We start from the raw sequence: 14,181 nt of genomic DNA, 5'->3' as shown, positions 1-14,181 counted from the left end.
TCACGGGGCGGCGGTCACCAGGCGGCGGTCACCTCGTCCACGGTCGTCACCCGGGCGCAACGCCCCGCCGCCCATTCCAGCGCCATCCGGTGCTCACGGGCGGAGAAGTCGGCGACGGCGTCCGCGACCACGAACGCCCGGATGTCCCGCATCCACGCGTCGGCGGCGGTCATCAGTACCCCGATATGGGCGTAGACACCGGTGACGACCAGCTGGTCCCGGCCGAGGGCGGCCATCCGTTCGGCCAGATCGGTACGGACGAAGGCGCTGTACTTCCACTTGGTCAGCACCTGGTCGGGGGAGGCCGGGGCGACCTCGGCCGGGATCGCCTCCGCCCGCGGGTCGGCGGGCAGCCCGGAGCCCCAGAAGTCCTGCTGGAGGCCGCGTTCGGCGGGGCTCTGACCGCCCCGCTGCGCGGTCCACAGCACCGGTACGCCCGCCCGGTCGGCCTCGGCGCGCAGCCGGGCGACCCCGGCCAGCAGGGCCTCGACGGTCGGCGAGTCCGTCCCGTACGCCGACAGGAAGTGCCGCTGGAGGTCGTGGACGAGGAGTACCGAACGGGCCGGGTCGGGCTTCCAGTCGACCCGGTTGACCGGCAGTTCGTCCGCGGCCGGAAGGGGATAGGGGGCGATACGGGGGAGACTCATGGCGTTCCGTTCGTTCCTTCGGTTCGGTCGGTGTCCGGGCGGACGGCCGGCCCGGGGCCGGCCGGGGAGTCGGGACCGGCGGCCGCGGCGCGCAGCTCCCGCTTGGACACCTTGCCGACCCCGGTGGTCGGCAGGGCGGCCACGAACGCGATCCGGTCGGGCACCTTGTACCCGGCCAGTCCGCGCCCGCGCAGATAGGACTTCAGCTCGGCCGGGCGCAGCGGTCCCGCCGCCGGCCGCAGCACCACATAGGCGAGACTGCGCTCGCCGAGATAGGCGTCGGGCTCGGCGACGAGATGCGCGTCGTGCACCGCCGGATGGGCGAGCAGATGGTTCTCCACCTCCTCGGGGGCGATCTTCTCGCCGCCCCGGTTGATCTGGTCCTTGGCCCGGCCCTCCACCACGAGATGCCCGCTCGGCAGGGCCCGGACCAGGTCCCCGGTGCGGTAGAAGCCGTCGGCCGTGAAGGCGCGCGCGTTGTGCTCGGGGGCCCGCCAGTAGCCGCGGATGGTGTACGGCCCCCGGGTCAGCAGATGCCCGGTGGTGCCCGGCTCCACCTCGCGGTCCTCGTCGTCCACGACCAGGACTTCGTCGTCGGCCGAGATCGGCCGCCCCTGGGTGCCGTTCACCAACTCGTCGGGGTCGTCCAGCCGGGTGTAGTTGACCAGGCCCTCGGCCATCCCGAAGACCTGCTGCAACCGGCAGCCGATGGCGGGCCGGACCCGGCGCGCCGCCTCCTCGGAGAACTTGGCGCCGCCGACGAGCAGTACGTCGAGGGAGCTGAGATCGTACGGAGTCCCCGCCGCCGCGGCCTCCGTCCACAGCAGCGCCAGCGGCGGTACCAGCCCGGTGATGGTCACCCCTTCCCGTTCGATCAGCAAAAACGCCGTGTCCGGACTCGGCTGGGGGCACATCACCACCCGGCCGCCCGCGTACAGCAGGCCCAGCGATCCCGGGGAGGAGAGCGGGAAGTTGTGGGCGGCGGGCAGCGCCACCAGATAGACCGAGTCGGCCGTCACCCCGCAGATCTCGTTGGAGGCCCGTACCGAGTACAGATAGTCGTCGTGGGTCCGGGGGATCAGCTTGGGCACACCCGTACTGCCGCCGGAGAGCTGGAGCAGGGCGACGTCCTCGGGCCGGGGTCCGCCGCCCGGCGGCGGACCGCCGGATCCCGGGGTCCGGGGGACGTCGGCCAGGGCCGTGAAGGGGCCCGGATCGCGGTCGGCGACGAAGACGTGCCGGAGGCCGGGTGTGTCCCGGAGGACCTCGGCCGCGAGGTCCCGGTGGTCGAATCCGGCGTGCCGCCCGGGACAGACGTACGCCACCGCCTCGGTGAAGGCGCAGAAGTAGCCGATCTCCGCCCGCCGGTGGGCCGGGAGCGCCAGTACCGGCACCGCCCCGATCCGGAACAGGCCGAAGACGACCTCCAGGAACTCCGCCGTGTTGGGCAGCTGGACCACGACCCGGTCGCCGGGGGCGATCCCGCGCGCCGTGAACCCGGCCGCCAGCCGGTCGGCCCGGGCGTCCAGCTCCGCATAGCTGACGGTACGGCGCGGATCCCCGTCCGGGTCGACGACCGCCACCCGGTCGGGGTGGGCGGCGGCCCGCTCCCGGAGCATCCCTCCGAGGGTCTCGCCCCGCCAGTGGCCCGCGGACCGGTAGCGCTCGGCGAACTCGGCGGGCCACGACGGCGCGTCGGCCCGTGCGGTGCCGGTGTCCGCCCGGGTGCCGGTTCCGGTGTCGGCGGCGGGGCTCACAGGGCGGCTCCCACGGCGCGCAGGAAGGTACGGAACTTCGCGGCCGTCTCCGCGGTCTCGGCCGCCGGGTCGGAGGCGGACACCACCCCGGCGCCCGCGAACAGCCGCAGCAGCCCGCCGGTCGCCTCGGCGCAGCGCAGGGTGACGATCCACTCGCCGTCCCCTCCGGCGTCCTGCCAGCCGACCATGCCGGTGAAGTAGCCCCGGTCGAAGGGCTCCAGACCGGCGATGGCGCTCCGGGCCTCCTCGGTCGGCGTCCCGCACACGGCGGGCGTGGGGTGCAGGGCGCACGCCACGTCCAGGGCCGTGGTGTCCGGGTCGGCGAGCCGCCCGGTGACCGTGGTCGACAGATGCCACATGGCGGCCGTCCGGACCAGGGTGGGGTGTTCGGGTACGTCCAGGGCGGCGCAGTACGGCGCCATGGCCGCCCGCACGGAGTCCACCACCATCGCGTGCTCGCGCAGATCCTTCGCCGACTCCAGCAGGGCGGCGGCCCGGCGGACGTCCTCGGCCAGATCGGGGCTGCGCGGCACCGAACCGGCGAGCGGGTTGGCGACCAGGTCGCCGCCCCGGCGGGACACCAGCAGCTCGGGGCTGGCCCCGAGCAGGGTCCGGCCGGGACCGGTCGGCAGGGCGAAGACGTATCCGGAGGGGTCGTTGCGCGCCAGCCGGCCGAGGAGCGCGGCCAGATCGGGCTCCCGGCCGGGCGCCGCCGCCACCTCCAGGGTGCGGGCGAGGACCACCTTGTCGAGTCCGCCGCCGGACATCCGGGCCACGGCGGCGGCCACCGCGGCGGCGTAGACCTCGGGCGCCGGGACCTCCGTCACCGTCCATCCGGCGGGTTCGGGGGCGCCGGGATCCAGGGTCACCAGCGGGTCGGAGCCGAGGGACGGGCCCTCGGCGACGGTCTCGGGAACGACCAGCGCGGCCGGGCGGCCGGTGTCGAACGGGATCGCGCCGAGGACCAGCGGCCGTTCGCCGCCGGGCCGCCGGGCGGCGGTGAGCGCGGCCCGTACCCGGTCGGGCAGCGGCTTTTCGTCGAACGGGACTTCGGCCCGGACGCCCTCGGCGAGCAGGGTGCGGGTGGGGGTGGCCAGGAATCGGGCGCCGGGCCGGTAGGCGTCGAGCAGTCCGGTGGCGACACCCACGGCCGGGTGTCGCCGGGCGGTCGGCGCCGGACGCGCGGCCGGGACGGCGGGTACGGGCGGTGCGGGGGGTGCGGCGACTGGTCGGGCCGTCGGCACGGTGACTCCTCAGGGCTGCTGGGGTGCGCGGCGGGCGCGCGTGGTTCCGGGTGGGCTGTGGGACGGGTGGTGCGATGTCGTCGGCTTGCGGTTCGGTCGAGGTGGTCTTCGGGCGGCGCGCCGAGCGGTTCGGCGGATCGCGCGACGGCCGCGGTCGTGGCCGGCCGTGGGCAGTCGTTGGCGGGTGGGCGGGTCTTCGGACGGGCGGGTCGTCGGCGGGGCGGTCGAGGCGGCCGTCGGCGGCGGGATCGCCCGGGCCGGGACGGCGGTATCCGGCGGCTTCGTGCCGGCAGCGGAAGCGCGGGGAGCACGGCGGGCGTCCGGCGGCGTACCGGCGAGCCGATCCGGTACGCCGCCGGGCCCGCGCCGTCAGCGCAGCCCGGCGCCCCCGTCCACGTACACCTCCTGCATCGTCACGTGCCGGGCCTCGTCGGAGGCGAGGAAGGCGACGGTCGCGGCGACGTCCTGCGGATCGGCGATCCGGCCCAGCGGGATCGGCACCCGGTAGCGGGCCGGATCCCCCTCCAGGACGCGGCGCGGCACGGTGTCGCCCTCCCACAGGGACCGCTGCATGGCCGTGTCGGTGGCACCGGGCGCCACCACGTTGCACCGCACGCCCCAGCGCGCGTACTCCAGGCCCAGGCATTTGGTGAACGCCGCGGCGGCGGCCTTCGACGCCGCGTACGCCGCCATCCCGGCCCGGGGCACACCGCCCGCGTCGGAGCCGACGGTGACGACACTGCCCCGGCCGCGCGCCGCCATCGACGGCACGACCTCCCGGGCGGTGTGGAACACCCCGGCGGCGTTGACCGCGAACAGCCGGGCCCAGTCGGCGTCGCCGACATCGGCCGCGGGCCCGGTGTGCAGCACACCGGCCACATTCACCAGGACGTCGACGGGGCCGAGTACACCGGTCACCTCGGCGACGACGGCACGTACCGCGTCCGGGTCGGTCACGTCCAGCGTCGACGGCAGGATCCGGCCGGGCGCGCCGGTGTCCGCCATCCGCTTCGCGAGCCCCTCGACGGCCGCGCCGTCGACGTCGGTGGCGGCCACCGACGCGCCCTGGGCGTACAGGGTGCGGGCGACCGCGGCCCCGATGCCCCGTCCGGCGCCGGTGACGAACGCGACCCGGCCCGCGAACCGGGGGTGCCCGGGGGGTGCGGCGTCAGACATCTTCTTCCTCCAACTCAGATGGGTTCCGGCCGCCCCGGGCCCGGCGGCCCGGGGCGGTGATCGGGGTTCAGCCGTCCAGGGCGCGGGCCACGACGGGCCCGATCTCGTCCAGCGCGGCGGGGGACATCAGCTCGTCATGGCCGGTGTCCACGGTGTGCTCCACCAGCCGGCCGTCGAGATACGGCGGCCACACCCGGTCGGGGCGACTGCTCTCCGGGGTGGTCCTGGTGGCGGTGAAGAACAGCACGTCGCCCCGGTAGCGGCGGCTGCGGCTGCGGGCCAGCAGCCGGACGCAGTGCACATTCACCGACACGATGGCGTCGAGCAGCCGCTCGTCGAAACCCGCGAGCAGCCCTCGGCTGTCCCGGATCGCGGCGATCCGCTCCTCCCGGTCGGCGGCCGCGTCGGTCCCGTCGGTTCCGTTCCCCGTACCGGTCTCATCAGCCCGGCCGGTCTCATCGGCTTCGAGCCCGGCGACGGAGAGCAGGAACCCGGACTCCTCGCGCTCCAGCCGCTCCCGCCAGTCGGGGGTGTCCGCGTACGACCAGTCCTCGGTCTCCGGTGGATAGGCGTCCAGCAGTCCGAGGAACGCCACCTCCTCGCCCCGCTCCTGGAGCAGCGCCGCCAGGGTGTGGGCGAGGGTGCCGCCGAAGGAGTAGCCGAGGAAGTGGTACGGGCCTGCGGGCTGCACGGTCCTGATCTCCGCCAGATACAGCTCCGCCAGCCCGGCGACATCCGCCGCATCGGGCAGTTCGCCCGCGAGTCCGGGCGACTGCACCCCGTACACGGGGCGGTCCGGATCGAGATGGCGCAGCAGTCCGGTGTACTGCCAGGCGAAGCCCGACGCCGGGTGGAAGCAGAACAGCGGCGCGGCTGAGCCCCGTTCCCGCAGCGGCATCAGTACCCGCAGCGCGTCGTCCCGGGCGTCACCGGCGATCCGGGCGGCCAGATCCGCCACCGTCGGCGCCGACATCACCGTCCCCACCTGTACGGGCACGGCCAGCTCGTCCCGGATCCGGCCGACCAGCCGCATCGCCAGCAGCGAATGGCCGCCGCGGGCGAAGAAGTTGTCCTCGACCCCGATCCGTTCCAGCCCCAGCACCTCGGCGAACAGCCGGACCAGGGTCCGCTCCCGGGCGTCCCTCGGGGGACGGCCCGCGCCCTCGCCGAAGTCGGGCTCCGGCAGCGCGGCCCGGTCGGTCTTGCCGTTGACCGTCAGCGGCAGCGCCGTCAGGGAGACGAACGCGGAGGGCACCATGTACTCCGGCAGGGCCGCCGCGAGCCGGGCCCGCAGCGTCTCCGGCGCGGCGTCCGCGCCCGCCGCCGGGACCGTGTACGCCACCAGCCGCCGTACCCCCGTCGGACCGGTGTGGACCGTCACCGCGGCGGCGGCCACCTCCGGCAGCCCGGCGAGCACCGACTCGATCTCGCCCGGCTCGATCCGGAAACCGCGGATCTTCACCTGGTCGTCGGCGCGGCCCAGATAGTCCAGACCGCCGTCGGCCCGCCAGCGCACCAGATCGCCGGTCCGGTACATCACCGCGCCGGGCGGACCGTAGGGGTCGGCGACGAAGCGTTCCGCGGTCAGCGCCGGGCGGCCCAGATAGCCGCGGGCCAGTCCCGCCCCCGAGAGATACAGCTCGCCCGGGACCCCGTGCGGTACCGGCCGCAGCGCCCCGTCGAGGACGGCGGCCCGGGTGTTGAAGATGGGGCGTCCCACACACGAGCCGTCGCTGTCGGCGACATCGGCGCCGAGCGCGTTGATGGTGTACTCGGTCGGCCCGTACAGGTTGTAGGCCATCGTGCCGTCGGTCGCGGCCAGCAGCCGCCACAGCGAGTCGGGGACCGCCTCGCCGCCGAGCAGGAAGAGCGCCGGCCGGTGCCGGTCCGGCGCCAGCAGCCCGGCGTCCACCAGCTGCTGACCGTACGACGGGGTCACATTGATGACGTCGATGCCCACCCGGTCGTAGTGCGCGGTGAGCGCCGCCGGGTCCAGTCGCAGCTCCTCGCCGATGACATGCACCTCGTGCCCGTCGACCAGCCAGAAGAACTCCTCCCAGGACATGTCGAAGGCGAACGACACCGTGTGCGCCACCCGCATCCGGCGGCCCCCGGCCAGCTCCACCGCCGGTACGAAGATCCGTTCCCGGTGGTTCTCCAGCATGTTCGTCAGACCGGCGTACGGCACCACCACCCCCTTGGGGCGGCCGGTGGAGCCCGAGGTGTAGATGACGTACGCCGGATGCCGCCCGTCGCGACGGGCCGTCAGCTCCGCCTCCGCCAGGGCCGTACCGTCCAGCGCGGCCAGCTCACCGGCGGTCGCCCGATCGTCCAGCCGCAGCTCCGGCACGCCGGGGACGCGCGGTACGCGGTCCGCCACGCCCGCCGTCGTCACCAGGCACAGCGGGCCCGCGTCCGCCACCATGGCGGCCAGCCGGTCCACCGGATGGTCCAGATCCAGCGGCAGATAAGCGGCGCCCGTCTTCAGCACGGCGAACAGGGCCACCACGAACTCCGCCGACCGGGGCAGCCCCAGGGCCACCACCCGCTCGGGACCGGCACCCCGCGCCCGCAGCGCCCGCGCCAGCCGGTTGGCCCGCGCGTCCAGCTCGGCGTAGGACAGCCGCTCCTCCTCGAAGACCAGCGCCGTCTCGGCGGGGGTACGGGCCGCCTGGGCGGCGAACAGGTCCGCCACCGACACCGGCTCCACCGGATGCCCGGTGTCGTCGCCGAGCGCCAGCAGCGCCGCGCGCTCCGGCTCCGGCAGGGTGTGCAGCCGTCCCACCGGCACCGAACCGTCCTCCGACGCGGCGCGCACCAGCCGGGCCAGCCGCTCCGCGATCCGCCGGGCCGTCTCGGCGTCGTAGAGGTCGGGCCGGTAGGCGAGGGTGAGTTCCAGCGCCGGACCCGGGGTGACCGCCAGGGTCAGCGGATAGTGGGTGCCGTCGACGCTGTGCGTCCAGCCGATGCCGTGCTCGGCGACGGCCTCCTCGCGGGCCGAGTCGTCGAGCGGGGTGTTGCGGAAGACGTACAGCGTGTCGAAGAGCTGGCCGATCCCGGTCTCCCGCTGGATCCGGCCCAGACCGGTGTAGTGGTGCGGCAGCAGCTCGGCGTGCTCCGCCTGGACCCGGACCAGCAGCTCCCGCACCGACTCCGCCGGACGGAGCGCCACCCGGAACGGCAGGGTGTTCACGAACATGCCGATCATCCGGTCCACACCCGGGAGCCCCGGCGGGCGGCCCGACACCGTCGCGCCGAAGACCACGTCGTCCCGTCCTGTCAGCCCGGCCAGCGCCATCGCCCAGGCCGTGGAGAGCACCGTGTTCAGGGTGATCCCGGCGCCCCGCGCGAACTCCCGCAGCCGGTCGCTCGCCGCCTCGTCCAGCGACAGATCGACCACCTCCGCCGTCACCGGCGGCCGGGCCGGATCGGCCGCCGCGACCAGGGTGCCCTGGTCGAGACCCGAGAGATGGCCGCGCCAGGCGACCACCGCGTCGTCGGTGTCCACCGCGCCCAGCCAGCGCAGATAGTCCCGGTACGGGGTCACCGGCGGCAGCACCGCCGGATCGCCCCGCGACCCGTAGAGCGCGAACAGCTCCTCGAAGAACAGCGACTCCGACCAGCCGTCGGTGAGGATGTGGTGCTGGGTCACACAGAGCATCCAGCGGTCGGCCGCCAGCCGGATCAGCGCCACCCGGATCAGCGGCGGATCCCCGAGGTCGAACCGGGTCGCCGCGTCCGCGAGGGAGAACTTCTCCAGCGCCGCGTCCTGCGCCGCGCGGTCGAGATCCGACCAGTCCAGCTCCCGCCACGGCAGCTCCCACTCGGCGGGTACCGCCTGAACGGGACCGGGCAGGCCCTCGTGCCAGAACCCGGACCGCAGATTCGGATGCCGCGCCAGCAGGGCGTCGAACGCGTCCCGCAGCGCCGCCCGGTCCACCGCGTGCCGCAGCTCCACGAAGTTCTGCATCAGATAGACGTCGAGGGCCTGCTCGTCGTACCGGGCGTGGAAGTACAGCCCCTCCTGGAGCGGCGCCAGCGGCAGTACCTCGGCGACCGACGGGAACACCCCGGTCAGGGTCGCGCGCTCGGTATCGGTCAGCTCCACCAGCGGCGCGCTCCCGGCGAGGAACCCGCCGCCGTCGGCCTGCTCGGCGACCGCGCCCGCGACCGCCGCCAGCCGGGCCGGGCTGCGGTGCTCGAACACATCGCGCGGGGACAGCAGCAGACCCTCCTTGCGGATCCGCGCCACCAGCCGGATCGAGACGATGCTGTCGCCGCCCAGGGCGAAGAAGTCGTCGTCGGCCCCGACCTCCGCCACGCCCAGCACCTCGGAGAAGACCGCGCACAGCGCCTCCTCGCGGGGCCCGCGCGGCGGCCGGGACGCCGCCCGCCCGGAGAGTACGGGCGCGGGCAGCGCCGCCCGGTCCAGCTTGCCGTTCACGGTCACCGGCAGCACCGGGAGCACCACCACCGCCGACGGCACCAGGAACTCCGGCAGCCGCTCGGCGAGCCGCTTGCGGGCCCACTCCGGGTCGACGGTGCCCGTGGCATAGCCGACCAGCCGCTTCACGCCCGGGGTGTCCTCCCGGACCACCACGGCGGCCGACGCCACCCCGTCCAGCGCGGCCAGCGCCGCCTCCGCCTCCGCGGGCTCCACCCGGTGCCCGCGGATCTTCACCTGGTCGTCGGCGCGTCCCAGGAACTCCAGCTGTCCGTCCGCGCGCAGCCGCACCAGATCCCCGGTGCGGTACATCCGGCCGCCGGGCGGCCCGTACGGATCGGCGACGAATCGTTCCGCCGTGGCGGCCGGGCGCCGCAGATAGCCCCGCGCCTCACCGGCGCCCGCCAGATACAGCTCCCCGGCCGTGCCGTCGGGCGCGGGCCGCAGGGCCCCGTCCAGCACATAGGCCGTGGTGTTGCCGATCGGCAGCCCCACCACCGGAGTGCCGGAGTCCGCCAGATCGGCGCCCAGCGCGTCCACCGTGTACTCGGTGGGCCCGTACAGATTGACCGACAGCACCCCCGGGGTGTCCCGCACCTCCCGCCACAGCGCGTCCGGCACGCCCTCGCCGCCGAGCAGCAGCAGCCCCGGCCGGTGCGCGTCCCGGGCCAGCAGCCCGCACTCCAGCAGGGCCTGCGCATGGGTCGGCGTCACATCCAGCGCGTCGATCCGCCGTTCGCGGACGTACGCCACGGTGAACTCGGCGTCCCGGCGCTCGGTCTCGTCCAGGACGTGCAGCTCGTGCCCGAGCACCAGCCAGAACAACTGCTCCCACGAGGTGTCGAAGGAGAACGACGCGGTGTGCAGGGCCCGCAGCCGCCGCCCACCGGCGGCGGCCGCCACCGGGCCGAAGACCGCCTCGGCATGGTTCGCGTAGAGCGCCGCCAGACCGCCGTGGGTGACCACCACGCCCTTGGGCACCCCGGTCGAACCCGAGGTGTGGATCACATACGCCGGGTGCCCCGGCAGCGGCGCGCGCCGAGCGGTGAATCCGGCCGGGGCCGCCGCGAGCCGGGCCGCGACCGCCGGATCGTCGAGGACGACCCGGGGCGTACCGGCCCCGCCGTCGGCCGGCGGCAGCAGCGGCAGCGCCGCCGACGTGGTCAGTACGCAGACCGGCCGGGCGTCGTCCAGCATCAGCGCCAGCCGGTCCGCCGGATGGTCCAGATCCAGCGGCAGATACCCGGCACCGGTCCGCAGTACGGCCAGGATCGCGGCCACCGCGTCCACCGAACGGGGCACCGCGAGCGCCACCACGTCCTCCGGACCGACCCCACGCCCGGCCAGCAGCCCCGCGAGGGCGTCCACCCGGGCGCCGAGCCCGGCGAACGTCAGCCGCTCGGCACCCGCCACCACCGCGCAGGCGTCCGGCGAGGCCGCCACCCGCTCGGCGAACCGGTCGGCGAGCGTACCGGCCGGGACCTCCCGGGCCGGACCGCGCACCCCGGGCCGGACCGCGCCCGGCTCGTCGCCGGCCAGCAGCCGCAACGCGCCCACGGGCACGTCCGGATCCCCGGCCAGCTGTTCCAGCAGCCCCGCCAGCCGGGCGGCGATCACGGCCGCCGCCCGCGCGTCGAAGAGGTCCGGACGGTACTCGACGGCCAACTCGACCCGTTCGCCGAGATCGACCGAGAGCGTCAGCGGATAGTGAGTGCCGTCCCGGGCCTCCACATCCGCCACCCGGACCCCGTCGGAGAGCGCGGGCCTGGCCGCCGGATCCACCGGATAGTTCTCGACCACCACCAGCGTGTCGAACAGCTCACCGCCGCCCGCCTGCTTCTGGATCGCCCCCAGACCCAGATGGTGATGGGACAGCAGCCCGTTCTGCTCGTCCCGGAACCGGCGGACCAGCGCGCCCGCCGGCTCCCACGGACGGACCGTCAGCCGGACCGGCACGGTGGTGATGAAGAGCCCCACCATCGACTCGACGCCCGGCAACTCCTCCGGCCGCCCCGACACCGTCAGCCCGAACACCACGTCGTCCCGGCCGGTCAGCGACCCCACCAGGAGCCCCCACGCCGTCTGCACCAGCGTGCTCGGAGTGGTGCCGAGCCGCCGGGCCGCCGAGGTCAGCCGCGCGGTCGCCCCGGCCGACAGCAGCGACCGGTGCACACCCGGCCGGACCGGCAGCCGCCCCGTATCGGCCGGGGCCACCAGCGACGGCCCCTCCAGACCGCCGAGCGCCCCCCGCCACGCGGCCTCCGCCGCCGGGCGGTCCTGGGTCTTCAGCCACCGCAGATAGTCCCGGTACGGCCGGGCCGGCGCCGGGACGCCCGGCCCGCCGTCCGTGTCGTACAGCGCCAGCAGATCCTTCACCAGCAGCGGCATCGACCAGCCGTCCACCAGAATGTGGTGGACCGTCACCACCAGCAGGTGGTCCTCGGGTCCCAGCCGGGCCAGGAGCAGCCGCAGCAGCGGCGGCCGGTGCGGGACGAACCGGCGGTTCAGCTCGGCCCGCTCCGTCCGGCGTACCGCCGACGGCGACGGATCGTCGGAGAGATCCACCCGGTCCAGGGCGAACGGCACCCGCGCCGGGACGAACTGCACCGGCTGCGGTACGCCCTCGTGCCAGAACCCGGCCCGCAGATTGGGATGCCGCTCCAGCAGCGCGCCGGCCGCCCGCTCCAGCCGGTCCCCGTCGAGCGGACCGGTCAGCGACACCGATACCTGGACCGTGTACACGTCCGGCGCGGCCCCGTCGTACAGCGAATGGAACAGCATCCCCTGCTGCAGGGGGGACAGCGGGAGCATGTCCTCGATTCGAGCCTGGGTCACTGCTGTGCCCTCCACATGTCTTCGAGCATCGTGATCTGGTCCTGGTCCAGGTCGACCAGGTCGAGGTCCGAGGGGGTGTGCCCCCCGGTGCCGCCGCCCGCCGCCCACGCGGCGACGGCGTCCACGGCGGCCAGGAAGCCGTCCGCGAGGTCCGTGACGACCCCCTGCGGAACGGCCTCGCCCGCCCTGATGAACGTCAGGGTCAGCTCCGGCCCCTCCGGGCCGTCCGCGATCTCCGCGGTGATCTCCAGCGGGTGCGACAGCGGCAGCAGCGGATCGGGCCGCCCCGCCAGGGCGTCGGCCTCCTCGGCCGGACCCCACGCGCCGCCGTCCGGGCCGCCCGCCCGGCGCCCCAGGTAGTTCCAGAGCACCTCCGGCCGGGCCGCCCCGTCGAACAGCCGGGCCGTCGCCGGGTTCGCGTACCGCAGCAGACCGGCGCCGATCCCGCCGTCCGGGACCTGCCGCAGCAGCTCCTTGATCTCCTTCAGGGCCGCCCCCGCGTCGTCCCGGCCCGCCACCACACCCGCCGGGTCGTACGACCGGGACGTCAGCCGGAGCGGATGGATGGCCGTGAACCAGCCCACGGTCCGGGTCAGATCGGCGCCCGGCAGCAGCTCCTGCTCCCGGCCGTGACCCTCCAGATCGACCGTGAAACCGTCCTCGTACGGCAGCCCGCGCCGGGCCGCCAGTCCGCCGACGGCCAGCGCCAGGACGGTCAGCAGGGTGTCGCCGACCGTGCCGTGGAACGCCGACGGCACGTCCCGCAGCAGCGGCGCCGTCCGGGCGGCCCCGGCCCGGACCGTGAGGGTCCTGGCCGTCGCCGCCGTGTCGAGGGCGGGGTCCAGCTCCCGCCGGGAGAGCAGCGGCCCCCGCGCACCGGGCGCCGAAGCGGCCAGCCAGTGCGCCAGTTCGGCCGTCCGCCGCGGCTGCTGCGCCTCCGCCAGCAGATGGGTCGTCCAGCTCCGCAGGGACGTCGGCACCGGCTCCGGCGCCGGGGTCCGGCCCTCGGCCACCGCCTCGTACGCGGCCCGCAGATCGGGCAGCAGGATCTGCCAGGACACCTCGTCCACGGCCAGATGATGGGCGGCCAGCAGCAGCCGCCCGGACACGTCAGGACCCCGGTCGAGATGGACGCCGCGCAGCACCACCCCCGACTCCGGCGCCAGCAGCCCCGCCAGCCGGGCCGACTCCCGGGCGAGCAGCTCCCGCAGCGCAGGACCAAAGAGGCCCGTCGCGTCCACCGTCTCCACCACATCGGCGGCGGCCACCGCCCCGGCGGGCCGGATCTCGGCACTCCACACCCCCGGCCGCGGCACCGTCAGCGTCAGCCGGAGCGCGTCGTGGTGGTCGAGTACGGCCTGGACCGCGCCGACCAGCCGGGACCGGTCCGCCCCCGGCGGCAGCTCCACCAGCCGGGCCTGCCCGAACGAGGCGTACGGGCCGCCGCGCCCGGCCAGCCACTGCGCCACGGGCGGCAGCGGCAGCGGCCCCGGGCCGCCGTCCGGGACCCGGACGGCGGCCGAGGACGTCCCGCCGTCGCGGACGGCCGCCACGGCGGCGAGCCCGGCCGGCGTCGGATGCTGGAAGATCTGCCGCGCGGAGACCGTCAGACCCGCCTTGCGGGCCATGCCCACCAGCCGGATCGAGAGGATGCTGTCGCCGCCCAGCTCGAAGAAGTTGTCGTCGGGACCGATCCCCGGCACCCCCAGCAACTCCCCGATCAGCGCGGCCAGCACCTCGGCCGGTGTCCCCGCGGGCACCGCGGACCGCTCCGCGGCCTCCCCGGCCGGCTTCGGCCGCTCCGGCGCGGGCAGGGCGCGCCGGTCGAGCTTGCCGTTGGGAGTCAGGGGCAGTTCGGTGAGGGTGACGAAGGCGGAGGGGACCATGTACTCCGGCAACCGCTCCCGGGCCAGCGCGCGCAGCTCCTCCGGGTCCACCTCGTGCCCCTCGACGGGCACCACATACGCCACCAGACGCCGTACCCCCGGGGTGTCTTCGCGGAGTTGGATGGTGGTGTGGGTGAGGTGGGGGTGGGTGGTGAGGGTGGTTTCGATTTCGGCGGGTTCGATGCGGAGGCC

At 75.2% G+C, this 14,181-nt stretch carries 6 protein-coding genes; all 6 read right to left on the bottom strand.

The genetic code is table 11. The features are described from left to right. Positions 1–14 precede the first annotated feature (14 nt). Complete coding sequence (locus ABZ714_RS32420; protein ID WP_358828939.1) at positions 15–647, bottom strand: isochorismatase family protein; 633 nt, start codon at positions 645–647, stop codon at positions 15–17. Continuing rightward, complete coding sequence (locus ABZ714_RS32415; protein WP_358828938.1) at positions 644–2,404, bottom strand: (2,3-dihydroxybenzoyl)adenylate synthase; 1,761 nt, start codon at positions 2,402–2,404, stop codon at positions 644–646. The genes ABZ714_RS32420 and ABZ714_RS32415 overlap by 4 nt, the downstream gene beginning before the upstream one ends. Then, complete coding sequence (locus ABZ714_RS32410) at positions 2,401–3,552, bottom strand: isochorismate synthase (RefSeq protein ID WP_358828956.1); 1,152 nt, start codon at positions 3,550–3,552, stop codon at positions 2,401–2,403. The genes ABZ714_RS32415 and ABZ714_RS32410 overlap by 4 nt, the downstream gene beginning before the upstream one ends. A 465-nt stretch (positions 3,553–4,017) precedes the next feature. Then, positions 4,018–4,824, bottom strand: a complete 807-nt coding sequence (locus ABZ714_RS32405) for a 2,3-dihydro-2,3-dihydroxybenzoate dehydrogenase (RefSeq protein ID WP_358828937.1) — start codon at positions 4,822–4,824, stop codon at positions 4,018–4,020. A 67-nt stretch (positions 4,825–4,891) separates the two neighbouring features. Beyond that, positions 4,892–12,103, bottom strand: a complete 7,212-nt coding sequence (locus tag ABZ714_RS32400) for an amino acid adenylation domain-containing protein (RefSeq protein ID WP_358828936.1) — start codon at positions 12,101–12,103, stop codon at positions 4,892–4,894. Continuing rightward, the coding region (locus tag ABZ714_RS32395; protein WP_358828935.1) for a condensation domain-containing protein at positions 12,100–14,181 on the bottom strand (2,082 nt) is incomplete at its 5' end. The genes ABZ714_RS32400 and ABZ714_RS32395, both read right to left, overlap by 4 nt.

The organism is Streptomyces sp. NPDC006798 (genome assembly GCF_040635975.1).
Taxonomy (GTDB): domain Bacteria; phylum Actinomycetota; class Actinomycetes; order Streptomycetales; family Streptomycetaceae; genus Streptomyces.
This window is presented reverse-complemented; position numbering and strand designations above follow the sequence as displayed.

Excerpts from the sequence above, each read along its gene's own strand:
- ABZ714_RS32405 (WP_358828937.1), bottom strand. The coding sequence starts at position 4,824 with ATGTCTGACGCCGCACCCCCCGGGCACCCCCGGTTCGCGGGCCGGGTC.
- ABZ714_RS32420 (WP_358828939.1), bottom strand. The coding sequence starts at position 647 with ATGAGTCTCCCCCGTATCGCCCCCTATCCCCTTCCGGCCGCGGACGAA.